Annotated in this window: 27 protein-coding genes and 1 pseudogene; 25 read left to right on the top strand and 3 right to left on the bottom strand. The window is 58.2% G+C overall.

The features are described 5' to 3' along the window. Position 1 precedes the first annotated feature (1 nt). The 20 genes from AC1RMG_RS14705 (at position 2) to fadD1 (ending at position 18402) form a co-directional block, all read left to right on the top strand. Positions 2–568: a phage virion morphogenesis protein gene (locus AC1RMG_RS14705; RefSeq protein WP_493169501.1), complete on the top strand. Its 567-nt coding sequence runs from the start codon at positions 2–4 to the stop codon at positions 566–568. A gap of 246 nt (positions 569–814) precedes the next feature. Further along, on the top strand, positions 815–1786 hold the full coding sequence (locus tag AC1RMG_RS14700; RefSeq protein WP_493169499.1) for a phage protease: 972 nt from the start codon (positions 815–817) through the stop codon (positions 1784–1786). A gap of 27 nt (positions 1787–1813) precedes the next feature. Continuing rightward, the gene (locus AC1RMG_RS14695) at positions 1814–2707 is read left to right on the top strand and encodes a Mu-like prophage major head subunit gpT family protein (RefSeq protein ID WP_493169497.1); all 894 of its coding nucleotides are present in this window, start codon (positions 1814–1816) and stop codon (positions 2705–2707) included. Positions 2708–2717: 10 nt separating this feature from the next. Next, positions 2718–3212, top strand: a complete 495-nt coding sequence (locus AC1RMG_RS14690; RefSeq protein ID WP_493169495.1) for an HI1506-related protein — start codon at positions 2718–2720, stop codon at positions 3210–3212. Then, on the top strand, positions 3209–3700 hold the full coding sequence (locus AC1RMG_RS14685; RefSeq protein ID WP_493169493.1) for a phage protein Gp36 family protein: 492 nt from the start codon (positions 3209–3211) through the stop codon (positions 3698–3700). The genes AC1RMG_RS14690 and AC1RMG_RS14685 overlap by 4 nt, the downstream gene beginning before the upstream one ends. Beyond that, entirely contained in the window at positions 3700–4266 is a 567-nt protein-coding gene (locus AC1RMG_RS14680) for a phage protein Gp37 (RefSeq protein ID WP_493169491.1), read from the top strand. Before AC1RMG_RS14685 ends, AC1RMG_RS14680 begins: the two co-directional genes overlap by 1 nt. After that, a complete protein-coding gene (locus AC1RMG_RS14675; protein ID WP_072450757.1) occupies positions 4266–4463 on the top strand; it encodes a DUF2635 domain-containing protein in 198 nt (65 codons plus the stop codon). The genes AC1RMG_RS14680 and AC1RMG_RS14675 overlap by 1 nt, the downstream gene beginning before the upstream one ends. Beyond that, the gene (locus AC1RMG_RS14670) at positions 4460–5557 is read left to right on the top strand and encodes a phage tail sheath C-terminal domain-containing protein (RefSeq protein WP_493169489.1); all 1098 of its coding nucleotides are present in this window, start codon (positions 4460–4462) and stop codon (positions 5555–5557) included. Before AC1RMG_RS14675 ends, AC1RMG_RS14670 begins: the two co-directional genes overlap by 4 nt. 13 nt (positions 5558–5570) lie before the next feature. Further along, positions 5571–5942, top strand: a complete 372-nt coding sequence (locus AC1RMG_RS14665) for a phage tail protein (RefSeq protein WP_072450755.1) — start codon at positions 5571–5573, stop codon at positions 5940–5942. Positions 5943–5946: 4 nt separating this feature from the next. After that, entirely contained in the window at positions 5947–6333 is a 387-nt protein-coding gene (locus tag AC1RMG_RS14660; protein WP_072450754.1) for a hypothetical protein, read from the top strand. Positions 6334–6510: 177 nt separating this feature from the next. Further along, complete coding sequence (locus AC1RMG_RS14655; RefSeq protein WP_493169486.1) at positions 6511–8742, top strand: phage tail tape measure protein; 2232 nt, start codon at positions 6511–6513, stop codon at positions 8740–8742. Then, complete coding sequence (locus tag AC1RMG_RS14650; protein ID WP_493169483.1) at positions 8739–10064, top strand: DNA circularization protein; 1326 nt, start codon at positions 8739–8741, stop codon at positions 10062–10064. Before AC1RMG_RS14655 ends, AC1RMG_RS14650 begins: the two co-directional genes overlap by 4 nt. Then, entirely contained in the window at positions 10054–11175 is a 1122-nt protein-coding gene (locus AC1RMG_RS14645) for a phage baseplate assembly protein (protein ID WP_493169481.1), read from the top strand. Before AC1RMG_RS14650 ends, AC1RMG_RS14645 begins: the two co-directional genes overlap by 11 nt. Continuing rightward, on the top strand, positions 11175–11735 hold the full coding sequence (locus AC1RMG_RS14640; RefSeq protein WP_493169479.1) for a phage baseplate assembly protein domain-containing protein: 561 nt from the start codon (positions 11175–11177) through the stop codon (positions 11733–11735). Before AC1RMG_RS14645 ends, AC1RMG_RS14640 begins: the two co-directional genes overlap by 1 nt. Before the next feature lie 903 nt (positions 11736–12638). Then, positions 12639–12989, top strand: coding sequence for a phage GP46 family protein (locus AC1RMG_RS14635; protein WP_493169477.1), 351 nt, complete (start codon positions 12639–12641; stop codon positions 12987–12989). 1 nt (position 12990) lies between these two features. Next, entirely contained in the window at positions 12991–14061 is a 1071-nt protein-coding gene (locus AC1RMG_RS14630; protein WP_493169475.1) for a baseplate J/gp47 family protein, read from the top strand. Continuing rightward, positions 14058–14633, top strand: coding sequence for a YmfQ family protein (locus AC1RMG_RS14625; RefSeq protein WP_493169473.1), 576 nt, complete (start codon positions 14058–14060; stop codon positions 14631–14633). The genes AC1RMG_RS14630 and AC1RMG_RS14625 overlap by 4 nt, the downstream gene beginning before the upstream one ends. Beyond that, positions 14633–15979: a hypothetical protein gene (locus AC1RMG_RS14620; RefSeq protein ID WP_493169471.1), complete on the top strand. Its 1347-nt coding sequence runs from the start codon at positions 14633–14635 to the stop codon at positions 15977–15979. The genes AC1RMG_RS14625 and AC1RMG_RS14620 overlap by 1 nt, the downstream gene beginning before the upstream one ends. Beyond that, positions 15976–16323: a tail fiber assembly protein gene (locus AC1RMG_RS14615; protein ID WP_493169469.1), complete on the top strand. Its 348-nt coding sequence runs from the start codon at positions 15976–15978 to the stop codon at positions 16321–16323. Before AC1RMG_RS14620 ends, AC1RMG_RS14615 begins: the two co-directional genes overlap by 4 nt. 387 nt (positions 16324–16710) lie before the next feature. Then, a complete protein-coding gene (gene fadD1, locus AC1RMG_RS14610) occupies positions 16711–18402 on the top strand; it encodes a long-chain-fatty-acid--CoA ligase FadD1 (RefSeq protein WP_011062852.1) in 1692 nt (563 codons plus the stop codon). A gap of 61 nt (positions 18403–18463) precedes the next feature. On the opposite strand, the gene AC1RMG_RS14605 is transcribed toward fadD1, so the two are convergent. Continuing rightward, the gene (locus AC1RMG_RS14605; RefSeq protein ID WP_015636730.1) at positions 18464–18841 is read right to left on the bottom strand and encodes a hypothetical protein; all 378 of its coding nucleotides are present in this window, start codon (positions 18839–18841) and stop codon (positions 18464–18466) included. A gap of 210 nt (positions 18842–19051) precedes the next feature. On the opposite strand from AC1RMG_RS14605, the gene AC1RMG_RS14600 reads away from it, so the two are divergent. The 3 genes from AC1RMG_RS14600 to def all read left to right on the top strand — a co-directional run bounded on the left by AC1RMG_RS14600 (position 19052) and on the right by def (position 20916). Continuing rightward, positions 19052–19243: a CsbD family protein gene (locus tag AC1RMG_RS14600; protein WP_011062850.1), complete on the top strand. Its 192-nt coding sequence runs from the start codon at positions 19052–19054 to the stop codon at positions 19241–19243. A 186-nt stretch (positions 19244–19429) separates the two neighbouring features. Continuing rightward, positions 19430–20374, top strand: coding sequence for a YihY/virulence factor BrkB family protein (locus AC1RMG_RS14595; RefSeq protein ID WP_015636729.1), 945 nt, complete (start codon positions 19430–19432; stop codon positions 20372–20374). A 2-nt stretch (positions 20375–20376) separates the two neighbouring features. Continuing rightward, positions 20377–20916 carry a peptide deformylase gene (gene def / locus AC1RMG_RS14590; protein WP_011062848.1) on the top strand — a complete coding sequence of 180 codons (540 nt, stop codon included), beginning with the start codon at positions 20377–20379 and terminating at the stop codon, positions 20914–20916. Between the two features lie 18 nt (positions 20917–20934). Here the strand turns inward: def and AC1RMG_RS14585 are convergent, their stop codons facing one another. Beyond that, positions 20935–21360 carry a GNAT family N-acetyltransferase gene (locus AC1RMG_RS14585; RefSeq protein ID WP_015636728.1) on the bottom strand — a complete coding sequence of 142 codons (426 nt, stop codon included), beginning with the start codon at positions 21358–21360 and terminating at the stop codon, positions 20935–20937. 265 nt (positions 21361–21625) lie between these two features. Next, positions 21626–22228 (bottom strand): glutathione transferase GstA, encoded by a 603-nt coding sequence (gene gstA, locus AC1RMG_RS14580; RefSeq protein ID WP_262211933.1) that lies wholly within the window; start codon positions 22226–22228, stop codon positions 21626–21628. 98 nt (positions 22229–22326) lie between these two features. On the opposite strand from gstA, the gene AC1RMG_RS14575 reads away from it, so the two are divergent. Together AC1RMG_RS14575 and AC1RMG_RS14570 are read left to right on the top strand one after the other, a co-directional pair. Next, a complete protein-coding gene (locus tag AC1RMG_RS14575; RefSeq protein ID WP_220223161.1) occupies positions 22327–23187 on the top strand; it encodes a LysR family transcriptional regulator in 861 nt (286 codons plus the stop codon). A gap of 537 nt (positions 23188–23724) precedes the next feature. Then, positions 23725–24498, top strand: a pseudogene (locus AC1RMG_RS14570) (PAS domain-containing protein); the annotation flags it as partial. Positions 24499–24504: the final 6 nt, after the last annotated feature.

Genomic DNA, 24504 nt, shown 5'->3' with positions numbered 1-24504 from the left:
AGTGGCCGGTGCAATGCTTAATGTGGAGCTGGACAACCGTCTGGCAGAGTCGGCTCTTGCTGAGTTGTTGGAGCGAATGGGGGATTTGCGGACGCCCCTTCTGGACATTGCGGAATACTTGCATCAGTCCACTGACGACAGGTTTCGTCAGCAGGTCGCGCCGGATGGGTCGCCCTGGGCTCCTCTGGCTCCTTCAACTATCGCAAGGAAAGGGGCGAACAAGATCCTTCGCCAGGATGGCAATCTGCAAGACACCCTTCGGCATAGCGTCAGTGGCAATGAGCTGGCGTTCGGTACTGACCGCCCTTATGGGGCCATTCACCAGTTCGGTGGGAAAATTGAACATGCGGCAAGGTCGCAGCAGGTTTACTTCAGCCACAAAAATGGAACTGTCGGCAATCGCTTTGTGAAGCGCAGCAAGTCCAATTTCGCGATGTGGACAACCCGGGGAGCGCATGCGATGGAGTTACCGGCTCGTCCTTATATTGGTCTGTCGTCTGAGGATGACGCTGAGATCCTTTCCATCATCTCCGATTACCTTACAGGTGCTATGAATGGCGGATCTTAGGAAAGCCCGCTGGCGACGTTTTGAGGGCCTTACAGGTACAACCGGGGCGGGTGCTGGTCGAGGAAAGCGTTAGACATGCGTTAGATTTGCTTGTGGGGCTATGGCTGCATGATAGATGCAGCAGAATTTCGGCACCTGCGCATAAAATGGCCTTTCGCTGTACTCCGTAACACCTCCCTTCTCTTTGGTTTAAACCTTAAACCGCCCTGAAACTCCCTATCGAATTCAGCCGCTCAAACTGGCGGCATGAAAAGAACACTTCTCGCACTCAATACTGACCTTTCCGCCACCATCACCGATGGTCAGGCGCCCGAGTGGGTCGAACTCATTCCGCCTGGACCGAATGTCACTGGCCGAGATGGTCGTCAGTGGGTGTTCGATGAGCTGGCGGCCAGCCAAGTCCAATCCAGCTTTATTGGCCGTTCCATCGAGCTTCCAATCGATTGGGAGCATGCCACTCAGCACCGAGCGCCAAAAGGCGAAGACGCACCAGCGGCGGCCTGGATCAAGCAACTAGAAACCCGCGACGGCGCTCTTTGGGGGCGTGTTGATTGGACGCCCAAGGGTTCCGCCCAGGTTGTCAGTCGCGAGTATCGATTCCTTTCGCCTGTCTTCGACTATGACCCGCAAACCATGCGCATTGCCCTCTTGGTCAGCGCAGGGCTGACCAACAAGCCGAATTTCCTTTTGACCGCCCTCAACAATGAAAACCCGGAGATCACGCCAGTGAAACTGTCACCAGCGTTTCTGGCCCTGCTCGGCTTGCCCGATGCAGCGACCGAAGAACAGGCCATATCGGCCGTTACTCAACTCAAAGCCACGGCTCAAGCCACCAACACCGAGCGCCTTGATCTGGCGCGTTTTGTTCCGCGTGCGGATTTCGACGCGATGCAGGGGCGCGCCGCCAATGCCGAGCAGCAGTTGGTCGCGCACAAAAAAGCAGAGCACGACAAGGCCGTCGACGCGCTGCTTATCTCGGCCACCCAGGCCGGAAAGATCGTTCCGGCGACTGTCGACTACTACCGTGCGTCTTGCCATGACGAGGCGGGCCTGGAGCGCTTCAAGGCGTTTGTAGCAGCTGCTCCCATCGTGGGCACTCCTTCTGGCCTCGACAGCCGAAAGCCAGAAAGCACCTCTACGGCTCTGAACGCCGAAGAAAAGCAGGTCGCATCGTTGTTCGGTATGAGCGATGCGGAATTTCTCCAGGGCAAGGCGTAACCCAGCCCCCTCAGCAAGGTACTACCCATGATTATTACTCCAGCGTCATTGGCGGCGCTTTACACGGCATTCAAAGCGGAGTTCCAGAAGGCTCAGGCTGCAACGCCAACTGACTGGCAGCGTATCGCAACGCTGGTCCCTTCTTCGTCGGCGAGCAACACCTATGGTTGGCTCGGTCAGTTCCCGAGTTTTCGTGAGTGGATTGGCGAGCGCGTTCTCAAAAACATGGCCGCCCACGGCTACACCATTACCAACAAGAGTTATGAAGCGTCGGTAGGGATCCCGCGCTCGGCCATCGAAGATGACGAGGTCGGCGTTTACAAGCCGCTGTTCGAAGAAATGGGGCGGGCTTCCACTGCGCACCCTGACGAGCTGGTGTTCGGCTTGCTGAAGGCCGGGCAGTCCGAAAAGTGCTACGACGGTCAATACTTCTTCGACGTTGATCATCCGGTTTACGCCAGCAACGATGGCACCGGCACAGCTGTATCGGTAAGTAACTTTCAAGAAGGGACCGGCCCAGCGTGGTATCTGCTCGATGTGAGCCGCGCAATCAAGCCTCTGATCTTCCAGAAGCGCCGCGATTATGCGTTGAAGGCGATGACCAGCCTCGATGATGAAAGCGTGTTCATGCGTGATGAATACCGCTATGGCGTCGATGCGCGGGCTCAAGTCGGTTTCGGGTTCTGGCAGTTTGCTTATTGCTCGAAAGCCCCTCTCACCCCTGACAGCTATGGCGCTGCTCGTGCCGCCATGAAAGCCTTCAAGGGCGATGGCGGCCGACCATTGGGCGTCACTCCTGGACTCCTGGTCGTGCCTTCTGTTCTGGAGGGTAGTGCCCGCAAGATCCTGAAAAAAGACGCCGACGGTGGCAACGAGTGGGCAGGCACTGCCGAAGTCCTCGCGCCAAGCTGGCTGGATTAAGGGGGGCGCTATGACCATCGTTATTGTTGCCAAGCATGATGGGTTCCGCCGTTGCGGTGTCGCCCACTCCAGCAAGAAAACCAAGTATCCCGACGATTTCTTCACCGAGGAGCAACTGCTGGCTTTGAGTAAAGAGCCCCAGTTGATTCTCGGTTATGAAGATGATGAACCCGGCCCGGGGGACCAACTCGATGGAAATCGTTCGGAAGCGTTGCCGCCGCAAGCGTCCAGCGCCCAGGAAGACGGCCAGTCGCAAGCGCCTCAAGCAATCGTTGCGCCCTTGGGCGGTGTTGTTGAACTGCCTGCTGACCCAGCCGTAAGTCTCACTCCTTCGGATCAACTGTCAGGCCTGGAGAACGCCGCCAGCGTTCTGGGTGGGCAGTCGTCGAGCGGCGACAGCGGGGCGACTCAGGTTCTGGATGGCGCTCCTGGTCCTGTAGTCGATCAGCCGCAAGCCGAAGGCGAGCAAACCAAGACCCGCAAGGCCCGAGGCGCAGCGAAATGAATATCTCACTGCCGTCCGCTAGTCAGCTTCTGTTTCGGTTTGGGGCTCGCCAACTGACTCAAGTTGCAACACCTAGTGAACTGCTCCCTATTGAGCCTGAGCTACTGGTGGCCGCTGCGGCAGGCAAGCCGCTCAACGACTGGGAGCCCGAACAAGTTGAGACGGCTGTGGCTACGTTGGCACGGATCGCTGATGTAGTTACACGGGCGCGCAGTGAGGTTTCTTTCTACCTTCGGTTTCGCCCCGCCAATGAAGACGCGCCCGCCTGGGTGGCGGACGATCTGGCAGAGATCGCTCGCTATCACCTGTACGACGACGCGGGCCATGAGAATTCCACTGTCCGCGTCATTTACAAGGACGTGATCAGGCGCTTGGAGGCGTTGGCCGCAGAGGACAAAGAGCGCGGAGCGGCGGAAGGGGGGCAGTCTAGATTCGAAATCACTAGCAACCCGCGACTCATGAGCCGTCGCACCCTGAGGGCTTTGTGATGTTGGGGGAGCTGGAGGATCTGATTGAGGCTCGACTCAAGGCGCTGTGTAAGACCTTGCAGCGCCTTAAGGTTGAAAGCTACGGCGGCGAATTGAGCGACCCGGACCTCTTGTCAGGGTTGTTGAATCGCTGCCCGGCAGTCCTGGTCATGGTGCCAAAGGCGGTGTTTAACCGGAAAAGCCAAGCACGTTACAGCGTGCCGATCACGTTCCGGCTGGTAATCGCCACCCGAAATGCTCGCAGCGAACGGGATACCCGGCGCGGTGGCACCAGCTCGGAGATTGGTAGCTATGCACTTTGGGAAGCCTGTATGCACCAACTGGTGGATTGGCAACCCTGGGAGGGCAGAGCCGCTATCAGGCCAACCGAGCTTTCAAACCTGATCAATGGGAGGTTTGCGAGCGACCACCTGTCAGTCCTGGGCCAATCATTTGTCATTGAATTGGATTGGGAAAAGCCCGCTCAAGCGCTGCCGGAACTCCTCGGCATAGACATGCAATACCACGCGCCATCGGATAACCCCGAGCCGGTGGTAACCGACACAATCGAATTGAGGGACGTGTAATGCACGTTATCGCCGCGCCAGGTTTGCTGGTGCCCAGGGAGTCAGACCCTTTGACGCGCATCGAGCCAGCTCCGGCCGATGCGGTCGAGGTTCCCGACACTTCGTATTACCGCCGCCGCGTTGCCGAGGGCGAGCTACTGCTTGTTAAAAAGACGCGTAGCGGTGCCAAAAGCCCCGCAAAAGGAGCCGACGAATGAGCATTTCCTTTGACACCATTCCGGCATCGATCCGCAAGCCGGGTGCTTACTTTGAGTTCAACACCAGCTTGGCGGTGCGGACGCTGCCAACCAACAGGCAGAGCATTTGCTTGATAGTGCCCCTGGGGCCGAATGCAACGGTGCCAGCCAACGTGCCGACCCAGTTTTACAGCGCCGATGAGGCGGGTGAACTGTTCGGTCCGGTGGCGAAAGAGATGACTGAGGCCGCAATCAAAGCCTATCGCTATGTCGCCATCTCGGCCGTTGGCGTGGTGGTGGAAGGTGACGCAGAGCCAAACATTTCTGCCGCGCTGGATGCTACTGCGATGGGTGGATTCACTATCCTTGTTCCGGCGTGGTTCACCCAGTCGGCGCTCACTGCGTTGCGCACCCATATCCAGACTTACACCGACTCCATTGAGCAACAGAGCATCATCGGTGTAGCTGCATTGACTGGCACCTTGTCAGCCGCCACTACTTTGGCTGCTTCTTTGAACTCTGGCGCCATCACGTTGGCCGTTTTGCCAGGAACTGCATCGAGTCCGCGCCAAGTGGCGGCAGCCTATGCCGCAGTGATCGCCTCCGAAGAAGATCCAGCACGCCCGCTGAACACTCTTGTGCTGGGTGGTGTTCAAGCCCCGGGTATCACCAGGCGCCTTGGCCGAACTGAGCAAGAAACGGCTCTGGCTAATGGAGTAACGCCGCTGGAGGTGGGGGCGGGTGATGTTGTGCAAATTGTCCGAGCAGTCAGCACCTACACCAAGTCGGCGGCCGGTGCCAATGACGTTTCTCTGCTCGACCTGACCACTATTCGGACGCTCTATTACGTTCGCAATGCCTGTCGCGAGCGTGTCCGGCTGCGATTCCCCCGCTCCAAACTTTCCGTCAAAACTCCGGGGGCAGTGCGTGGCGAACTGCTCGACGTGCTCAAGAAGCTGGAGGAACTGGAGATCGTTGAAGAGGTTGACGCCAATGCCGCTGGCTTAGTGGTCGAGCGGTCGGCCCAGGACGTGAACCGCCTGAATGCCTCTATTCCGACCGATGTTGTTAACGGCTTGCACGTTTTCGCCGGTCGTATCGATCTGCTTTTGTAAGAGGTGACACCGAATGGCTGATAACTATGTGGGACAAATTGTCCTGGAGATCAATGGCACTGACTACGAAGTGACCAGCGTTGAGCCAAGCCTAAAGACTGGTCGCAAGGTCGTGAAAACCATGAACCGCACCGGTCGCCCAACTGGCACGGCAAAGGGTATTGAAGAACATGAGTTGAAAATCTCTGTTCCGATTCCGAAAGCGGGTGAGCCCGATTGGCGCGCACTGATGGACGCCAAGTTGACCATCTATCCCCAGGACGGTGGCGGAAAGCGCCAATCCTGGACCGGCTGCTCACTGGCGGAAATGGGCTCCAAGTATCAGGTCGAGGGTGAGGCTACCCGGGATCTGACTATTACCGCGCTGAACTTCTACCTGGAGTAACAAGATGACCGAAAAAGCGAGCAAGCAATGGGACGGCCTGACCATAACCGGGTGTCTGGGTATCGGCGTGTATTACGCCGGAAGTCACCATAAGGATTTCACGTTACGGGCGCCGGTAACGGGTGATCTGATTAACGCCCAGCAGGAGTACCCGAGCGGCCCCCTGCAACTGATTACCGTGGACGTGTACCGGCGCCAGTTGCTGGCACTGGGGGATATTCCACAGGGGGCGCTAACGACAGAGCTTCTGTGTGGAGCCTTGCATGAGAGCGACCTCGCCATCATCGCCGACGCTGACGCCGAATTGGAAAAAAAGCTCAAGCCGCTGAGCGCGGTATCGCCGACTGGCGAAGGATCGAGCATGGGCTTGTCCGGAACGGCTACCGGCTAGACGAAATCCGCAAGATGACCAAGCCGGAAATAGAGGCCCGTATCGGGCTGATTATCGGCAAGGTCCAGGGCACACGCTACGTCGCCCAGCGCAAGCGTGTACCGCTGCCTAAACCCAAGTAGCGAAAGGCTCGGTTCCGGGCCTTTCTTGTATCTGCAAGACCTTCGGGGGTGTTGAATGAGTTCCGATCTGCGCGTCGCGCTTCGTATACAGGCCCATTCGGGCAACAGTAGGCGCGAGGTCGAGATGCTTAACCGTGACTTGCGCAAAGCAGGTAAGGAGGGGGCAAAGTCCCTGGCCGATGAAGCATGGAAGGCTGGCGCGGCTGTTACCAAGATCGGCCAAGCCGGGGCGGTTAGCTACAAGACCATGCGTAGCTCGATGCGTGAGACAGCAAAGGCCGGGGCTGATACTCGATTCGAATTCACCAAGACCACGGCCGAACTGAAAGAGATGGCTAATGCTGCTCGTACAGCCGCCCGCAATGCAAAAACCGAGTTGAGCGGGGCTGATAGGCAAGGTGTGCAGCCTTTGCGCCAGAGCGTTGAGCGCACTGAGTCGGCTTTTCGGCGTTTGGCTCAGAATGGTGGCCGCAACCTGCGAGCCCTCAAGACTATAGCTGCTGGTGTGCGTCAGGAGTTTGACCGACTTAAAGGCTTCGGTAGCTCCGCTCAGGGCCAACTAGCTGGACTTGGCTTGGGGGTAGGAGTTGTTGCTGGCCTGACGGGTAGCGCTCGATTAGACCGCCAGTTGATCCGCACCAAGCAAACCGCCGACATGTCACCCGAGGAGAAAGAGGATTGGAAGCGTGAGGGCTTCCGGATCGCCACCGACTACGGCATCAGTCGGGAGGATGTGGACAGCGGTTTCAATACGCTCATTGCATCCGGGGTCAAGTATGACCCGGCCAAGAAGACAGCCGATGCCGTCGGGCAGGCAACCGCCGTCACAGGTGCGGACTCTGCCGTTTTGGGTAAGGCGGTTGTAGCGGCGGCTAGTGCCTTCAATATCGACTTGAACAAGGCCGACGCGGCCCTTGATCTCCTGCAAAAAATGACAGTTGCTGGTCGGTTGGGAAATGCCGAGTTGGAGAACCTGTCCGACCTGTTTCCGAAAATTGGCGGTGTTGCGTCTGCGGCCGGCATGTCCATTGAGCAGGCCCTGGCTTTTACCGAGGCGCTTTCTAAGGTGGAGTTGCAACCTGACCGGCTCGGGACTTTGGCGGAGTCGACCCTACGAGTTTTCAGCAACAAGCAATACCGGGATCAGATCACTAAGGCCAGTGGTGTTCAGTTCTTCAACAAGAAGGATGGCAGTTCCAGAAACCCAATGGAGGTTTTCGAAGATCTGAAAAGAAAGTACAGCGCGATGAAAACCGATGAGCAGCGCGCCAAGTTCATGGGCATTGTCTTTAAGGGCATGGACCAGGACACCGTTCGAGGCATGCGCAGCATGCTGACGGGCGAACGCCTCGACGACTTCAAGTCAGGGGCCAAAGAGCTGGAAACCTCCTCGCCGATCTTCAATCGCGACTTGAAGGAAAATACCCATAGCGCCAGTGGCTCCGCTGCCCGCGTCAAAGCGACTCTGAATCAAGCAATTGACCGGATGGCAACCCCGCTAAACAAAGGGCTAGCGGATATGGGGAACTATCTGCTCGATGACCTGAACCTGTCCGGAGAGCAGATGCTGCTCGGTGGTGCAGCCTTGGGGGTTGGTGGCTATTACGCGGGGCGTGGTGCCAAAGCAGGAGCAGGGGCGCTGCTCAACAAGTTCATGGGTGGCCCTGAGACACTGAAGAACATTGCGGTTGGCAAGGTGTTGGAGGAGGCCACTGGCGTGAGTTCGGTTTTCGTCACTAACTGGCCTGCGGCCATGCTTGCGGGTGCAGGTCTGCCGGACCTGCCGGGCGGACAGCCTTCCCAGGGCAAGGGCAAGCCGGGCGGGTTTATAGCGCCTTGGCTTGCTCCCGTAGCGCTTGCTTTCGGCACCACGCAAGTGGGGGGAGCCAGTGCCAGTACCGATGAGGGGCGACTGCGTGATGCTCAGCGTAGCGTGCTGCTCGATGACGGCCAGCGGGCCTATCAGACCGCGTTCTATCGCAACCGGATAGACCTCGCCGCACAGAACCCTGAGCAGTCCTCAGACTGGCTGTCGTCCCAGGCGCAACGTTTGACTCATCAGCAAACGGGCATGACGGCTGCGGGTCTGCCTATCGAAAGCGCCAACCAGTGGGCGGCAGGCGTTGCAAACCGGGCTGTGAGTGCGGGCGCTGAAACGTCAGCGGCTGAGGCCCGGCTGCGGCGGTTGCTCGATCAGCCCTTGGTGATCGAAGTGCGGTCGGATTCGCACTTGATACAGGCTGAAGTCGAACGCCGAACGGATATCCAGATGAGGCGCGGCCAATGAGTTGGGCAGAAACTTTGCTGGACGCATCCTTTCGGGGTGTTCCGATCCAGGTTGTTGAGGAGAGCGTACAGTGGCAGCGCTCTTTGGCTGAGCATGGCACCCCTTTTAAAGATGGAGACAGTGTCCGGGATCTTGGTCGGGGCGCGCGCCGCTTTCCCATGCAACTGGTGGTGTTCGGGGTCAACTATGAAATTGAGCTTCAGAACATTATTCGTGCTTTGGAGATTGTCGGCCCTGGCGAGCTGATCCACCCGATTTACGGCAGTCTGAACGTCGTGTCTCAGAATGTCGAAATCAAGCATGTAGCGGATGCTCCTGATGCTGCCGTGGTTAGCTTGGTGTTCGTTGAGGACACACCAGATCTGCCGTTTTTCGCCCGGCAATTTGAGTTTGTCGATATCGGCGTCTTGGAGCCTGAAGATCAATACAGGTGGCAGGATGGGATATTCGACTTGTTCGGTCGGATCGATTCCCTGGTCGCTGAGATTCAGTCGTGGATTGGCGGGGGCTGGGTGGGGTTGATCGAGAAGGCGCTAGGGCTGCCGGGTATTTTCTTACGCGTGCAGCAATTGCGCTCGCAGATTCTGGGAGTTGTATCTGGCGTTGCGTCAATGGCGAAACATCCATCGGCCGCGTTCGACCCGCTAAGCGACCTGTTTCGAACTCCAACGCAAATCCGCAGTTCTGTACAGGGCAGCACTCCAAGCTCCTCATTGGCGTTGCTCTCTCGGTCTGGCATTCCAGCCGCCATGCCGGGCGGTGATGGTTTGACCACTGACGCTGCCAGGGTGGGAAACAGCTTTCTGATAAGCGCCCGCGAGGGCGTGGCTCCTGATACGGATCTGTTGCCGAATCGCATGCCTGATGATCCGGTGGAGGCAAGCGCCTTTTCCTTGGTCGTCCTGGTCGTCACTGAGCTGGCGGTTGCCCATGCTCAGGCGGTGGCAATCTTGATTGAGGCTGAAGCCAAGAAGCCAACGCTGAGCCCGGTGGAGGTCGAGGGGCTGGTTAACTTGGTGCGTTCGTTGGTTCAGGGCTCAATCCTGCTTCAGCGTCGCCTGTTCAGTGTCGAGGACTCGCGGCCAGTTATTGAGGCGCTACGCAACACCGCCGCCATGATTCAAGCCCGAGGCCGTCAGGTAATACTGCAAAGCCCGCCCATGATTGAGCGGGTTGTGCAGACGCCGGCAAGCCTTCGCCTACTGGCCCACCGCTGGTACGGCGACCATGCGCGTTCAGTGGAACTGATCCGCCTTAATCCGGACCTCAAGACCCCCCATAACATCCCGGCCGGGAAGGTGCTGCGTGCTTATGCTGAATAACCCTATGCCATCCATTCGCCTGTCTATCGGTGGCTTGGCCCATGACTCATGGGACGGCTGGTCAGTCGAATCCGATTTGTTGACCCCGGCCGACGCTTTCGAGCTTGAGTTGCACACCAAGAACGCTTTGCGTCTCCCTGAGGTGATCAAGGAAGGGGCGCCGTGTTCGCTGACACTCGATGGCGACCGGGTTTTGACTGGGCAAATCGATGAGTTTGAACACGACATATCCCGCCGTGGTATTGCCATGCGGATCAATGGCCGGGACAACGCGGCGCCCCTGGTTGACTGCTCGGCGCCGTTTGTTTCGATGCGTGAGGCATCACTGGCGCAGATCCTGGAGCAGGTGGTTAAGCCGTTGGGGGCTTATCAAGTCGAGATCCGCGCAGACAAGGCCAAGACCCGGCGACTGGTCCAGGTAGAGCCCGGCCAGACCGCTTGGGAGGCGCTGTTACAGGTTTCTGAGGCAAATGGGCTATGGCCCTGGGTTGAGCCGGATGGTCGTTTGATCATCGGTGGGCCGGACTACACCGCGCCACCAGTCGGCACATTGGTACTGCTTGAGGATGGCGTGGGCAACAACGTTGAGCGCTTGAGTGTTCGTCGATCAATTGCCAATCGATACAGCCAGATAACGGTCCTGGGCCAACACGGGCAGTACGACAACGACGGGCTTGATACCAAGCGTGCTCACCTGCGTTCGGTGATCCAGGACGAGACGCTGGCGCGTCGCGGGATCTTCCGTCCGAAGGTGGTAATCGATAGCTCCAGTGAGAACCAGGACATGGCCACGACCCGCGCCAGGAAGCTCCTCGCTGACAGTCGCTTGGAGGGCTTTGAAATACGCGCCATCGTCAAAGGGCATCGTGCCGACAATGGGCGGGTATGGGCTCCTGGACAGCGGGTAGTCGTCCGCAGTGAGCCGCATGGACTCAATGACACCTACTTTCTTATGTCACGCACCCTCAGGCTGTCCCGTGGTGAAGGGGAAATAACTGAGCTGCGCCTGCGTGAAGACAAGATGTGGGTGTTGGATGGCAACAAGTTGAAGAAGCACAAGGGCAAAACCAATGCCGATGCTGCGTTTATTCAGATGATCAGGGGGGCGTAATGGCCGATATGGGGCGTTTGGTGCGCGAGCAGGTCCGTCGCGTGATGTCTGGCTTTCGATTGCCCTTCCGGGCTGTTGCAGCTCGTAACACGCACGGCAAGCTGATTGGTGTGCAGATGCAAGGGCTGGCGGGTGAGGCGGTGGTGGGCGAGCAGTTCCAGTATTACGGCTTCACCTCTGCGCCGCTGCCGGGTGCTGAGTACATCGTTATCCCGGTCGGTGGGAACAGCAAACACTCAGTAGTTGTTGCCAGTGAGGATGGGCGTTACCGATTGGCGCTGAAGGATGGGGAGGTTTCGCTGTACACCGATGAAGGTGATTACGTTCATATGAAGCGTGGGCGGGTTGTCGAGATTGTGACTGATGAGCTTGTTGTGAAGGCTCGGAATAAAATTCAGTTTGATACGCCGATGGTTGAAATCACCGGGGACCAGTATACGCAAGGCAGTATCAAGGCCGATGATGAAGTTTCGGACGGTGTGCGGAGCATGCAGGCAGATCGAGATATTTATAATCAACATGACCATGGTGGCGGCCCTAAGCCATCGCGCCTTCAGTGAAACTCTGCTATCTATTGGCGCTTGGATAGGGAGGAAGCCACAGATGGAACATGCAGTTTGCAAGAATGATTCGATCACATATGACACGGTAGTTTTTCAGGCGCTACATCCTCATACGCTGTACAGCTACAGGAGGAATCTGATTTGTCCTGAGTGTTACCATAAGTCTTACTTTCGCAAAGCTTCTGGTGGGCGGGCTGCTTGTTTTGGTGCTTTTCATAGGCCTGGCTGTAGGCAGGCGTCTTCTATAAGTGGTTGGAAATATGATACTGCGGTAGATGACGACGCAAACTATAATCCACAGACTCATATAATCATTGACGTGCCGTGGGGTAATCCACAACTAACTCCAGCTGACTCGTTTACTGACAATGTCCAGGATCAAAGAGGTGTCGTGTCTTTAGCTCAGGGGGCGGCTGGACCGGTTACGTTGCATAGATCCTTGTCCTGGTTGCTAGATCGTTTGATGTCAGACAAATTCATTGGCGATACGCGAGTTTTGGATATCCCGGGTTATATTCAAGGAACCGCTGACGAGCTATTTGTCAGGTGTTCAGAGGTGAATTTACACAAATGCGATCCTAATAAAATCTATGGTTTTTGGGGACCGATCTACGAGGTGAATAGTAGAGGTGACGGTGCGTATTTTCTGAATAGTGGGGAGTGGTCTGACTTCAGTTTTCTGCTGAATTCTGAGGAGTGCTCAGTTCTACGCCAGCTTCATAGGACTGAGGCAGAGGACTTGGAGGGCGCGACGGTTCTGTTTTTCGGTAGATTGCTAACCAACGGCCACACCGCTTGTATTTTTCCAGTACTGAGTGCTGTTAGGGTTCCTAACTAAATAAAATACTCTTAAACCGACCTGAAATAAGAAATGCCCTTTGTGCCTGCATCATCCATCCCATGGACGCAGGCATAAACTCAACTACTGGCGATTTAACGGGGCGGCGTATCAATACGCTTGCGAACGCCGTTTACATCCGTCTCATTACGCCACTCGGCACATGGTGGAAAGACCCAGCCCTGGGCTCACGCCTGCATGAACTTCGCCGCGAAAAGGATTTGCCCCGAGTGGGCATCCTTGCCAAGCAATACGCCGAGCAAGCCCTCAAGCCACTGCTCGATGACGGCCGCGCCAAGAAGATCACCATCACCGCCGAGCAGCCACACAACGGCTGGCTCGAACTGCAAATCGACATCATCGACGCCACCGGCAATCCGCAGGTGTTTCACCAACCTGTACGAGTGATCTGATATGGCCTTTTCTGCGCCTGCCCTGGAAAGCATTCTCGCCGCGATCTTGCGCGACATTCGCAACCTTCAGCCCGAGGCTGATATCGGCACGGACAGTGACAACTATGTGCGCTCTGCTGCCGTCGCTGCGGCTATCGAGGGCCTGTATCAGAAGCTCGCCTGGGTGTATCGCCAGATCTTCCCAGACACCGCCGACGAAGAAGAACTGGTGCATGCGGCTGCCATTCGGGGAGTGCTGCGCAAGAGTGCAGTAGGCGCGACAGGGACCGTCGCGCTGAAAGGTGCTGTAGATGTCGAGTTGTTGCCAGGAGCTACCCTCACTCATGTCGTTACCGGTGAGAAGTTCGACGCATTATCTAGCGCGACAATTGGCACCGATGGCACTGCAACCGTTCTTGTCCGGGCGCAGACTGTCGGCGCCCAACTCAACAAGCTGACTGGTGGCCTTGCGCTAACCAGCCCGCCATTGGGCATGGACGCAGCCGCCAGCTTCGTTGGTGAGACTGCCGGTGGCGATGACCAGGAAAAGACCGAGTCCTTGCTTGCCCGGCTCCTTGACCTCATACAGTCGCCGCCAGCAGGTGGCACGGCTTATGACTTCAAGCGCTGGGCCAGAAGCGTGGACGGTGTGGCAGATGCACTGGTGCTGCCTATGCGTCGTGGTGCGGGCACTGTCGACGTGGTGATCACCGCCAGTACCGGCATCCCATCGGCCGAAGTCATAGCCAGCTGCAAGGAGTTCATCCTGGGCGAATGCTCGGTGATTGCCGATGTGTGGGTTTATGCCCCAGTGGTCCGCACAGTCGACTCCACTGCTCTTGTAGAGCTGGCGGACGGTTACAAGCTTGCTGACGTGCAAGCGGCCGCGCAGGTCGCCTACAACACGTTGCTCGGGACACTAAAGCCTCGCGAGATGCTCAAGCGCTCACAGATTGAGGCCATGCTCAACAATCTGGCCGGGGTTACAGATCGCTCCGTTACGGCCCCGGCCGGAAACGTCAAAGCCTCTGATGACGCTGGCTTGATCGGCTGGATTCGTCCCGGAGCCATCACGCTAGGGCTGATGGAATGACGAGTCTTGCCGACCAGCTTCGGCTGCTGCTCCCACCAGTCTCCTATGACGGGTCGGCGCCTCGCTTGTCGGCTGCCATCGAAGCCGAGGCCAGCGCTCTGACGCTTTCCGATGCTCAAGCCGAGGCGACTTACAGCGCCATTTTTGCTGACTCTGGAATGGGGCTTGCCGACTGGGAGCGCGTTCTTGCGTTGCCTGATCCCTGCCTTGTTGGTGTGCCTCAATCGGTTCGCCAGCGTGTACAGGCGGTTGTCAGCAAGCTGCAAGGTCGTGGCGGTCAGAGCCGGTCATTTTTTATCGTCCTGGCAAAGTCGCTGGGCTACGACATAACCATCGATACCTTCCGTCCAGCTCGCGCAGGCATAGCGCGAGCTGGCGATGCAATCAACGGCGGCGACTGGGCGTTCACATGGCGCGTCAACGCGCCAGCGGTGACGGTGAGCCGGGCCGTTGCAGGAATCACCGGAGCAGGCGACCCGTTGGCGTCCTGGGGGAACAAGTCCCTTGAGTGCAGGCTCAGTCAAATGAAGCCCGCAGAATCCATTCTGCTTTTCGGTTACGGAGACAACTAATGCAAAAGATCGGTGAAAGTACCGCGTCGGCAAACGCCCAGGGTGAGTTCACTGAGGGCAATCCTGGCTCAGGTGTCGCGGCTACGCTGCTTAAGGCAGCGTGGTTGAACGCAGTGCAGCGGGAGCTGGTTCATCTGGTCGAGGGTGCAGGCCTGACTCTGGACGCTGCTGATGACTCTCAGATCCTCAAGGCCGTTCAGGCGATCCAGGTCAATGCAAATACATGGTTAAAGCTCGGTGGCAAGCCGACCACTATTGCAGGATTCGGCATTACTGATGCTTTCACAAAGGCCGAGACCGAGTCGGCGATTCAGCAAAGAATCGCTGATTTGGTCGCCTCGTCTCCTGAAGCGCTCAACACGCTCAATGAGCTGGCTGAAGCCCTCGGCAATGACCCAAACTTCGCAACGACAATGACCAATGCGCTTGCGAGCAAAGCGGACAGGGCGAGCAATCTCGCTGGGTATGGCATTAGCGATGCATACACGAAAGGCGAAATGGATGCTGCGCTTGGTGGAAAAGCGGGAAAGGCAACGACTTTAGCTGGGTATGGGATCACCGACGCCTATACAAAATTCGAAGTTGACGGTCTGCTCGCTACTGGTGGTATCGCGGGTTCTTCCTCTGATTTGAGAGTCTGGGCAACTGGGACAGGGACCATCATTGGGTTAACCGCAAATGCGGTCTGCGTGAAGAACGCGGCGGGGCAGCAACGGATCTTAAATAGTGTTTCGTTGAGCTGCGATCTAGGGGTAAGTGGAGCAGGAGGACTGGATACAGGGCTTTTAAAGGCTGACTCTTCCTACAATATTTGGGTCATCTGGAATGGTTCAAATGGGGAGCGGGCGCTGTTGGCGTCTCTAAGTCCTACCGACCCTGTAATGCCTGCTGGATTTGCTTTCAAGGCCATTGTGAGCTGGGTTCCTGTCAACTCAGGCAAGCTTCCGTTGAGCTTTTTTCAGCGCGGGCGGTCGTGGCGCTATAAACCGGCGTCGGGTTCCAGCCTGCTGGCAATGCCAGTCCTGGTGACGGGTGTTGGTGGCGATCCGTCATCGGGGGCGTGGGCGGTGGCTGGGGTGGGATCTCTCGTCTCCCCATACGCAGGGCAAATCATCGTTGTCATGAGCATCACGCTTGCCACATCCGCCGCAATGGTTGTTGCGCCGAATCCGTCCTATGGCGGCTACAGCTCGCCGACTAACCCGGCGCCTGTTGGGCTATCAAGCTCTAATTTTCTGACGTCGCCGACACCCGCAACGCTCGTGCTTGAGGACTCCAAGATTTATTGGGCCTGCAATGCAAGTTCGGGCCGTATTTTCGTCCATGGATTCGAGTTCGCGCTATGAGCTATGCAATACGAAATGACCTGAAAGGTTGTCGTTCTATAAATCACGCCGATGATGTCGCTGGCGATGAGCATTTTTCTATTACTCCCTTACTCGCTGTGGAGCCGTCTCCGGGGGAGCTGGCAGAAGTGGCGAAGAATCATCGAAGCATGCTGCTAGCAGGCGCCGTGGCGCGTATGGGGCCGTTACAAGATGCGGTTGATATTGGGGACGCAACTGAGGATGAAATCGCAAGATTGAACCTGTGGAAGCGCTACCGGGTCGAGCTGAACCGCATCGAACAGCAGGCGGGTTTCCCCTCGGATATCGCGTGGCCGTCGTCGCCAGATGGCGCGGGGGCCTAGTGAGCGGTGCCAAAAGGTGCGCTCACCGGTGCCAAAAAAAACGCGCGCTTACAGGCTTTTGCCTGGCGGGCAAGCCGGTTGGCGCAACCGGCTTGCCCGCTCTGTATTCCGAGGGGCGCAAAGCCCCGGGCCAGAGCGGAATTCAGGTGGGTAGAATTTTTACTCTAAAAGTGACTATTTAAATGTCTTGAGTCATTTTTGTGACTATTCAGGCCTTCTTTGGCTCTAGTCGGCCTTTTCCAAAGCTGCTACTCTCGGCGCGCTTTGTGACTTCTCGGCCTAAGTAAAAGCCAGACTCACCAACAATAGACACCAATAAAAAACACAGACAAATAATAATCGCATCAAATGCGGTGATGAATTCGCGTTGCTGAGGAGTGGGCTTCCATGATCGAAGACTTTTGGAAGGATAAGTACCCAGCTGGGATTGCTGCCGATATCAATCCAGACGAGTATCCGAATATTCAGGCGGTGTTGAAGCAGTCCTGCCAACGTTTCGCTAACAAACCGGCCTTTAGCAACCTCGGCAAGACAATCACCTACGGTGAACTGTACGAACTGTCCGGGGCCTTTGCCGCGTACCTGCAGCAGCATACCGATTTGCAGCCCGGCGATCGAATCGCCTTGCAACTGCCCAACCTGCTGCAATACCCGATCGCGGTATTCGGTGCGATCCGCGCCGGCCTGATCGTGGTCAATACCAACCCGCTGTACACCGCGCGGGAAATGGAACACCAATTCAACGACTCCGGCGCCAAGGCCCTGGTCTGCCTGGCCAACATGGCCCACCTGGCAGAGGCCGTGGTACCCAAGACCGGGGTCAGGCACGTGATCGTCACCGAAGTGGCGGACCTGCTGCCGCCGCTCAAGCGCCTGCTGATCAACAGCGTGGTCAAGTACGTGAAGAAGATGGTGCCGGCCTATCACCTGCCCCAGGCCGTCAAGTTCAATGACGTTCTGCGCAAGGGCCATGGCCAGCCAGTGCAGGAAGCCAACCCTGCCAGCAGCGACGTGGCAGTGCTGCAATACACCGGTGGCACCACCGGGGTCGCCAAGGGCGCCATGCTGACCCACCGCAACCTGGTGGCCAACATGCTGCAGTGCAAGGCGCTGATGGGCTCAAACCTCAATGAAGGCTGCGAGATCCTCATCACCCCGCTGCCGCTGTACCACATCTATGCGTTCACCTTCCATTGCATGGCCATCATGCTCATGGGCAACCACAACATCCTGATCAGCAACCCGCGGGACTTGCCGGCGATGGTCAAGGAGCTGTCGAAGTGGAAGTTCAGCGGCTTTGTCGGCCTCAACACCCTGTTTGTCGCCCTGTGCAACAGTGAAGCGTTCCGCAAGCTGGATTTCTCGGCGCTGAAAGTCACCTTGTCCGGTGGCATGGCCCTGCAACTGGCGGCGGCCGAGCGTTGGAAGGAAGTGACCAACTGCCCGATCTGCGAAGGCTACGGCATGACCGAGACCAGCCCGGTGGCCACGGTCAACCCGATCCAGAACATCCAGATCGGCACCATCGGCATTCCGGTGCCTTCGACCCTGTGCCGGGTGGTGGACGACGCCGGGGAAGAGCTGCCCCTGGGCGAAGTCGGCGAACTGTGCGTGAAGGGCCCGCAGGTGATGAAGGGCTACTGGCAGCGCCAGGATGCCACCGATGAAGTCCTCAACAGCGAAGGCTGGCTGAAGACCGGTGATATCGCGCTGATCCAGCCCAATGGCTACATCCGCATCGTCGACCGCAAGAAGGACATGATTCTGGTCTCCGGTTTCAACGTCTATCCCAATGAGCTGGAAGACGTACTGGCCTCGCTGCCGGGCGTGCTGCAGTGCGCGGCGATCGGCGTGCCGGACGAGAAATCCGGTGAGACCATCAAGATCTTCATCGTGGTCAAGCCGGGCGTGACCCTGACCAAGGAGCAGGTGATGGCGCACATGCGTGCCAATGTCACCGGCTACAAGGTGCCCAAGGCTGTTGAGTTCCGCGATGCGTTGCCAACCACCAACGTCGGCAAGATCCTGCGCCGCGAGCTGCGTGACGAAGAGCTGAAGAAGCTCGGCGTGAAGAAGTAAGCCGCAGCGCCCACAAAAAAGCCCCGCCAGTGCGGGGCTTTTTTATTGGGCGGCGCCCGCCTTACTGCTGGAACTGGGCGAAGCTCACGCCGGTGCCGGCCGGGCGCACGTCCTTGAGGAAGGAGTCCTTGTCGGCGCTCAACTCCAGGCTCAGGGCGGCCTTGCGCTTGCCTTCGTTGCGGATCACCAGGCCTTCGAGTTTTTCCCGTAGGAACACCGTAGGCACTTTCAGGTGCAGCAGTTGATCGGTGTCCGGGGTGTGCAGCAGCAGGTGCACCCATTCGTACTGACCGATGGCCAGGCGGGTGACCAGGATATCGAACCACCAGATATTGCGGTTGCGGTTCAGCTCCGCGAAGTGGCAGTTGTTGACGCCCAGCACCGCACCGCCCAGTTCCTGGTTCCTGCGGGCGATAGCCTGCTTTTTATCGAGTTTCATAACGTTCCTACGGGGATTGGATCTTCAGTGCTTGGCCTGAACAGGGGGAGCATTCTCCCGGGTTGCCCGGCAAACATAAAGCGCTACCTGGGCGGCGCGATGAAATGCCCGGAAAAAATAATTGAAACTCTGCGCGAAAGCCGCGGGTCAACCTTGGGTAACGACGCAATCCCCTTTGTTCGATCAATGAATGTTCTACGGAGAAATACCATGGGCAGCACAGCGGATAAGGCAAAAGGTCTGGCTAACGAAGCCATCGGTAACGTCAAGCAAGGTGTCGGCAAAGCCACCGACAACACCAAGCTGCAGGCTGAAGGCAAGCTGCAGGAGAAGAAAGGCGAAGCCCAGCAAGCGGTGGGCAAAGCCAAGGATGCAGTGAAAAAGACCATCGACAAGGCCTGAAAACGGCCTGTTCGATGACCCACTGCAGCGGCCATCCACGGATGGCCGTTTTCATGTGAGGTGTGGGTGAGAGAGGGGAATCGGCCACTGGAAATGGTTGCGGTTCGCCAACTAGGCTAATTTGTTGTAGAAAACGCCCCCTGAGTCGCTATCGACTTCAACCTTTTTGCGGCGAAAGGAGACGCTATGATTTTTCCGGACCTCAAAGGTTTGCCCCTGCACCGGGTACTGATCCGCACGGTGAATGAGTTCATCGCGGACGAGATGTCCACCTACGCCTCGGCACTGGCCTACCAGATGCTGTTCTCGCTGTTCCCCTTCATTCTGTTCCTGATCGCCCTGATCGGTTTCCTCCATCTGCCGGACTTCTTCACCTGGCTGCGCCTGCAGTCGGAGCTGGTGCTGCCCCACGAGGCCCTGGAGCAGGTCAACCCGGTCATCGATCAATTGCAGCAGTCCAAGGGTGGCCTGCTGTCCATCGGTATCGTCATCGCCCTGTGGACCGCTTCGGCGGGTGTACGCCTGATGATGAGCGCGATGAACGCCGCCTACGACGTGGTCGAGGGGCGGCCGATCTGGAAGCGCTTCCCGCTGTCGGTGTTCTACACCGTGGGCATTGCCGGCATGCTTCTGGCCGCCGCGGCGCTGATGGTGCTGGGGCCGCAGGTGATGGCCTGGCTGGCGGGGCAGGTGGGCCTGGAGGACTTCATCGTCACCCTGTGGACCATCCTGCGCTGGCCGGTGATCGTGCTGCTGATGATGGTGGCCGTGGCCCTGATGTACTACGTGATGCCCGATGTGCAGCAGAAGTTCCGCTTCATCACCCCGGGCTCGGTGCTGGCGGTGGTGGTATGGATCGTCGCTTCCCTGGGTTTTGCCTACTACGTGAAGACGTTCGCTAACTACAACGCCATGTATGGCAGTATCGGTGCGATCATCGTGCTGTTGCTGTACTTCTATATCTCCGCCGCGGTGCTGTTGCTGGGAGCGGAGATGAACGCGGTGATCGAACACATGTCGGCCGAAGGCAAGGACCCTGGCGAAAAGGACTTTGACCAGCACGACGAAAAACAACACGTTTCGGGACTGGGCCGGGACCACTCGCTCAAGCCGACCACTGACGAAGCCTGATCATGATCCGTGAAATCCTCAAGATGGGCGATGAGCGCCTGCTGCGCATCGCCCCGCCGGTACCGCCGGAAATGTTCGACAGCCCCGAGCTCTGGGAACTGATCGACGATATGTTCCAGACCATGGAAAGCGTGGGTGGCGTCGGCCTGGCGGCGCCGCAGATCGGTGTCGACCTGCAACTGGTGATCTTCGGCTTCGAGCACAGCGAACGTTATCCGGAAGCCGAAGCGGTGCCGCAAACCATCCTCATCAATCCGCTGATCACGCCCTTGAGCCCGGTGCTGGAAGAGGGCTGGGAAGGTTGTCTCTCGGTTCCCGGCCTGCGCGGCGCGGTGCAGCGCTACCAGCACATCCGCTACGAAGGCTTCGACCCCAGGGGCGAGCCCATTGTGCGCGTGGCCTCGGGTTTCCACGCCCGGGTGGTGCAGCATGAGTGCGATCACCTGATCGGCCGGCTGTATCCCTCGCGGATCAGCGATTTCAGCAAGTTCGGCTTCACCGAAGTGCTGTTTCCCGACCTCGACCCCAACGCCGACGAATAAGCCCCGGCCCGCCCGGTGTCAGGGCCTCGACCCAGGCCGGTCGATGGCCATGGCCAGCAACGGTTTGCTGCGCTGGTAGCGGGCCAGCCGTTCGTTCAAGGCGTGTGGCAGGCAGGTCGTGCTGCAGAAGCCCATCGACCGGTACAGGGCCTGCAGGTCCGGATGGCAGAACAGCCAGACCGGGCCTTCGACGCTTTGCACGGCCTGCCCCACCAGCTGGGTGGCCAGCCCCTGGCCGCGACTGGTCGGGGCGACGAACAGGCCCGTCAGCCAATAGCCTTCAGCTGCCGGGCTCAGGCTCATGCCAGCGATGATTTCACTGCTTCTGGCAACCCAGAGCTGCCCCTCGGAAGCGGCGCGCATGGATGACCGGTGCTGGCGATAGAACTTGTTCAGCAAGGGCCGTTCAACCTCGGCAAGCAGGTTGATCTGGAGGTCAGGCATGAGGTTTCCGGATTTGGCAACAGGGGCCGGCGGATTATAAAAGAACCCTGGCCGACTATAGGTGCTATACCTGAAGCCTTTCCCGCATCAGTGGAGTGAACGTCATGTCCAAAGGTATGAACGCCAAGAAAAATGCCAAGAAAAAGCCGGCAAAGAGCGCAGACGAGAAACGCGCCGAGAAAAAGGCCAAGAAGACCGAAGTGAATATCTTCGGCCACTGATCACTTTGACGAAGCCCGCCCCGCGGGCTTCGTGCTCTCTCCCCTCAGGCCAGTTCCAGCGCCAGGGCATCGCGTACCGCCGGTCGCTGTTCGACCCGAGCCTGGAACCGCGACAGCGCCGGCCAGTTCGCCAGGTCGATGGCGAACAATGCCGTCCAGCGCAGGACGGTGAACAGGTAGGCATCGGCGATCCCGAACTGCGCGCCTTGCAGGTAGTCCTGGTGTTCCAGCGACTGCTCGAGCAAGGCCAGGCGCTTGAACAACTTCTGCTTGAACACCTCTTTCACCCCATCATCGAACCCCGGATTGAACAGCCAGCCCATGATCCCGTGCACTTCGCTGGTGATGAAGTTCAGGGTTTCCTGCAGGCGCACCCGCTCCCAGCTGCCATTGGCCGCGGCCAGGCCGGACTCGGGCTTGAGGTCGGCGAGGTATTGCAGGATGGCCGGGCCTTCAGTCAGGACCTGGCCATCGTCCAGTTGCAGCGCGGCTACGTAGCCCTTGGGGTTGATGGCGAGGAAGTCCCGGCCGTCGGCGGTGCGCTTGCTGCGGTTGTCGACGCGGATGGCCTCGAACGGCAATTGCAGCTCGCGCAGCACGATATGGGAGGCCAGGGAGCAGGCTTGTGGGGCGTAGTAGAGTTTCATCGGCAGGTCTCTGGTGAACGTGCGAGCCAGTGTCGTGCAAGGCGGCAACATGGGTAAAATTAATCTTTCAGAACACTGCCATAAGGACAGCTACTGCCATGATGAACCTGATGCACTGGCGCCTGCTGGTGGCGATTGCCGAGTGCGCCACCATCACCCGGGCCGCCGAGCAGGTGGGCATGACCCAGTCCGGGGCCAGCCAGGCCCTGGCCCAGATGGAGGACATGCTCGGGGTGCAGCTGTTTGTCCGCGAGAGCCGCCAGGCGCTGCCCACGGCGATCGGTTTGCAGGTGCTGGCCCAGGCGCGGGTGATGCTCGAGGCCCTGGCCGAGGTCCGCCGGCAGGTGGACGCGGCGCGGGGCATTCCTCAAGGCAGTGTGCGACTGGCGGGCTTTCCCATGGTCCTGGCGACTTTCCTGCCGCCGTTGCTGCGGCGTTTCAAGCAGCTGTATCCGGGCATCGAGGTGGTGCAGCTGGAGGTCAGTGATGATGAGGTCGAAACGCTGCTAGAGGCGCAACTGGTGGACCTTGGGGTCGTGCTCAACCCGGCCCCCGAGCGCCGCTCTTGGTTGCTGGGGCGTGATTCTTGGGTCGCGGTGCTACCTGAAGATCACTCCTGGCAGGCCTCGACCATCGACCTTGAAACCTTGCTGGCGCAGCCCTTTGTCCTGGCCACCGGGGGCTGTTCGGTGAATGCCCGCAGCCTGGCCGCCGAGGCCGGGATCCCCCTGGCCGACGTCCGGGTGGAGGTGCGGGAATGGAACAGTGCCTTCAGCCTGGTGCGCGAGCGGCTGGGAGTGACTCTGGTGCCACAGAGTACGTTACCGGTGCAGCGCGAAGGGTTGCGGGTGCTGGAACTGAGCACAGGAGTGGAGCGGGAGTTCGCCCTGGTAGCGGCGCCGGGGCGGGAGTCGAGTGTGCTGGTCCAGGCGTTTCTGTCGACCCTCGAAGAGTTTTAGTGCGGGAGCTTCCCGGGCTTTGCCACAGGCTCTGTTTATGTCTTGTTTGTTACTTGTCGCGAATGCACTTCAATACCTCGAAAGTTGTGAAAACAGACTGACTAGTGGCCTTGCATAGAGACTGCGGCTGTCTATGCTCAATTGTGAAAATTCGTATCTGTTGGCCTATGAGTATCCGTCCCGCGCGGCCTGCGCCGTTGTAACCGGTATGCGTGCGACCTTCATCCAGGGCGCAGTATTGAATCCATGAATAAAGGCGAGAGTGCGCAGTTAGAGGCACCGCAGTATCAGGAGTGTCGATTTAGATGGAGTTTCTTAACTTTGTTAGGTCAGGCCCGGAAATGGGGCATCAAGTAAAGGATGGCTTGATAAGAGCGTTGCAACATGGACTCTCCGATTAAACATCATTTATCACCTGACACTTCCTCTCTCATATGGAGGGAGGCGCTTGCCCTGTTTTATAGATCGTTGTGGTGGATCAGTTGAAAGACTAGAAACTTCCGTCAATCAAAAGACAGCGTTGAAGGTGATACAACCATGTTTAACCTACATCACAAGGCTGACCTGCTGGAAATCGAACGATTCAACTGTGCGCTGAGCGAGGCCAACGCCAAGTTGGCGGCGATCAGTCGTTCCATGGCGATGATCGAGTTCTCGCCCGATGGCATCGTGCTGGATGCCAATGAAAACTTCTGCCAGGTCATGGGCTACTCCGCAGAAGACATACGTGGCAAGCATCACCGGATTTTCTGTGAGGAAGAGTTCTATCGCAGCGAGGAGTACAGCAAGCTGTGGCGCGACCTGGGGCGTGGCGAACCGGTCAGCGGGACTTTTCTGCGCCTGGACAAGCGTGGCCGGGAGATCTGGCTCGAAGCCAGCTACATGCCGGTGTTCGATGCCGATCGTCAGGTGCGCAGTGTGATCAAGGTGGCGTCGGACATCTCCGAACGCATCCATGTCGAACATGAGAACCAGAGCCTGCTGAACGCTATCGGCCGTTCCATGGCCATCATCGAGTTCAGCCCGGACGGCAGGATCATCACCGCCAACGACAACTTCCTGAAGACCATGCAGTACACCCTGAATGAAATCGTTGGCCAGCATCACAGCATGTTCTGCCACCGTTCCGAGGCTGAATCTCCGGAGTACAAGCAATTCTGGGCTTCGTTGAACCGGGGCGAGTTTCACTCCCATCGTTTCGAGCGGGAAAACAAGTATGGGCAGACGGTGTTTCTCGAAGCCTCCTACAACCCGCTGTTCGATACCAAGGGCCGCCTGTACAAGGTGGTGAAGATCGCCAGCGACATCACCGATCAG

This window comes from Pseudomonas sp. GW822-FHT04H02 (assembly GCF_058800645.1).
Note: the sequence above shows the minus strand (reverse complement) of the source record. Positions and strands in the feature narration are given on the sequence as shown.

What these genes read in the sequence shown, in the direction of transcription:
- AC1RMG_RS14700 (WP_493169499.1), top strand. Translation starts at nt 815, where the DNA reads ATGAAAAGAACACTTCTCGCACTCAATACTGACCTTTCCGCCACCATC.
- AC1RMG_RS14695 (WP_493169497.1), top strand. Translation starts at nt 1,814, where the DNA reads ATGATTATTACTCCAGCGTCATTGGCGGCGCTTTACACGGCATTCAAA.
- AC1RMG_RS14690 (WP_493169495.1), top strand. Translation starts at nt 2,718, where the DNA reads ATGACCATCGTTATTGTTGCCAAGCATGATGGGTTCCGCCGTTGCGGT.
- AC1RMG_RS14685 (WP_493169493.1), top strand. Translation starts at nt 3,209, where the DNA reads ATGAATATCTCACTGCCGTCCGCTAGTCAGCTTCTGTTTCGGTTTGGG.
- AC1RMG_RS14680 (WP_493169491.1), top strand. Translation starts at nt 3,700, where the DNA reads ATGTTGGGGGAGCTGGAGGATCTGATTGAGGCTCGACTCAAGGCGCTG.
- AC1RMG_RS14675 (WP_072450757.1), top strand. Translation starts at nt 4,266, where the DNA reads ATGCACGTTATCGCCGCGCCAGGTTTGCTGGTGCCCAGGGAGTCAGAC.
- AC1RMG_RS14670 (WP_493169489.1), top strand. Translation starts at nt 4,460, where the DNA reads ATGAGCATTTCCTTTGACACCATTCCGGCATCGATCCGCAAGCCGGGT.
- AC1RMG_RS14665 (WP_072450755.1), top strand. Translation starts at nt 5,571, where the DNA reads ATGGCTGATAACTATGTGGGACAAATTGTCCTGGAGATCAATGGCACT.
- AC1RMG_RS14660 (WP_072450754.1), top strand. Translation starts at nt 5,947, where the DNA reads ATGACCGAAAAAGCGAGCAAGCAATGGGACGGCCTGACCATAACCGGG.
- AC1RMG_RS14655 (WP_493169486.1), top strand. Translation starts at nt 6,511, where the DNA reads ATGAGTTCCGATCTGCGCGTCGCGCTTCGTATACAGGCCCATTCGGGC.
- AC1RMG_RS14650 (WP_493169483.1), top strand. Translation starts at nt 8,739, where the DNA reads ATGAGTTGGGCAGAAACTTTGCTGGACGCATCCTTTCGGGGTGTTCCG.
- AC1RMG_RS14645 (WP_493169481.1), top strand. Translation starts at nt 10,054, where the DNA reads ATGCTGAATAACCCTATGCCATCCATTCGCCTGTCTATCGGTGGCTTG.
- AC1RMG_RS14640 (WP_493169479.1), top strand. Translation starts at nt 11,175, where the DNA reads ATGGCCGATATGGGGCGTTTGGTGCGCGAGCAGGTCCGTCGCGTGATG.
- AC1RMG_RS14635 (WP_493169477.1), top strand. Translation starts at nt 12,639, where the DNA reads ATGGACGCAGGCATAAACTCAACTACTGGCGATTTAACGGGGCGGCGT.
- AC1RMG_RS14630 (WP_493169475.1), top strand. Translation starts at nt 12,991, where the DNA reads ATGGCCTTTTCTGCGCCTGCCCTGGAAAGCATTCTCGCCGCGATCTTG.
- AC1RMG_RS14625 (WP_493169473.1), top strand. Translation starts at nt 14,058, where the DNA reads ATGACGAGTCTTGCCGACCAGCTTCGGCTGCTGCTCCCACCAGTCTCC.
- AC1RMG_RS14620 (WP_493169471.1), top strand. Translation starts at nt 14,633, where the DNA reads ATGCAAAAGATCGGTGAAAGTACCGCGTCGGCAAACGCCCAGGGTGAG.
- AC1RMG_RS14615 (WP_493169469.1), top strand. Translation starts at nt 15,976, where the DNA reads ATGAGCTATGCAATACGAAATGACCTGAAAGGTTGTCGTTCTATAAAT.
- fadD1 (WP_011062852.1), top strand. Translation starts at nt 16,711, where the DNA reads ATGATCGAAGACTTTTGGAAGGATAAGTACCCAGCTGGGATTGCTGCC.
- AC1RMG_RS14605 (WP_015636730.1), bottom strand. Translation starts at nt 18,841, where the DNA reads ATGAAACTCGATAAAAAGCAGGCTATCGCCCGCAGGAACCAGGAACTG.
- AC1RMG_RS14600 (WP_011062850.1), top strand. Translation starts at nt 19,052, where the DNA reads ATGGGCAGCACAGCGGATAAGGCAAAAGGTCTGGCTAACGAAGCCATC.
- AC1RMG_RS14595 (WP_015636729.1), top strand. Translation starts at nt 19,430, where the DNA reads ATGATTTTTCCGGACCTCAAAGGTTTGCCCCTGCACCGGGTACTGATC.
- def (WP_011062848.1), top strand. Translation starts at nt 20,377, where the DNA reads ATGATCCGTGAAATCCTCAAGATGGGCGATGAGCGCCTGCTGCGCATC.
- AC1RMG_RS14585 (WP_015636728.1), bottom strand. Translation starts at nt 21,360, where the DNA reads ATGCCTGACCTCCAGATCAACCTGCTTGCCGAGGTTGAACGGCCCTTG.
- gstA (WP_262211933.1), bottom strand. Translation starts at nt 22,228, where the DNA reads ATGAAACTCTACTACGCCCCACAAGCCTGCTCCCTGGCCTCCCATATC.
- AC1RMG_RS14575 (WP_220223161.1), top strand. Translation starts at nt 22,327, where the DNA reads ATGATGAACCTGATGCACTGGCGCCTGCTGGTGGCGATTGCCGAGTGC.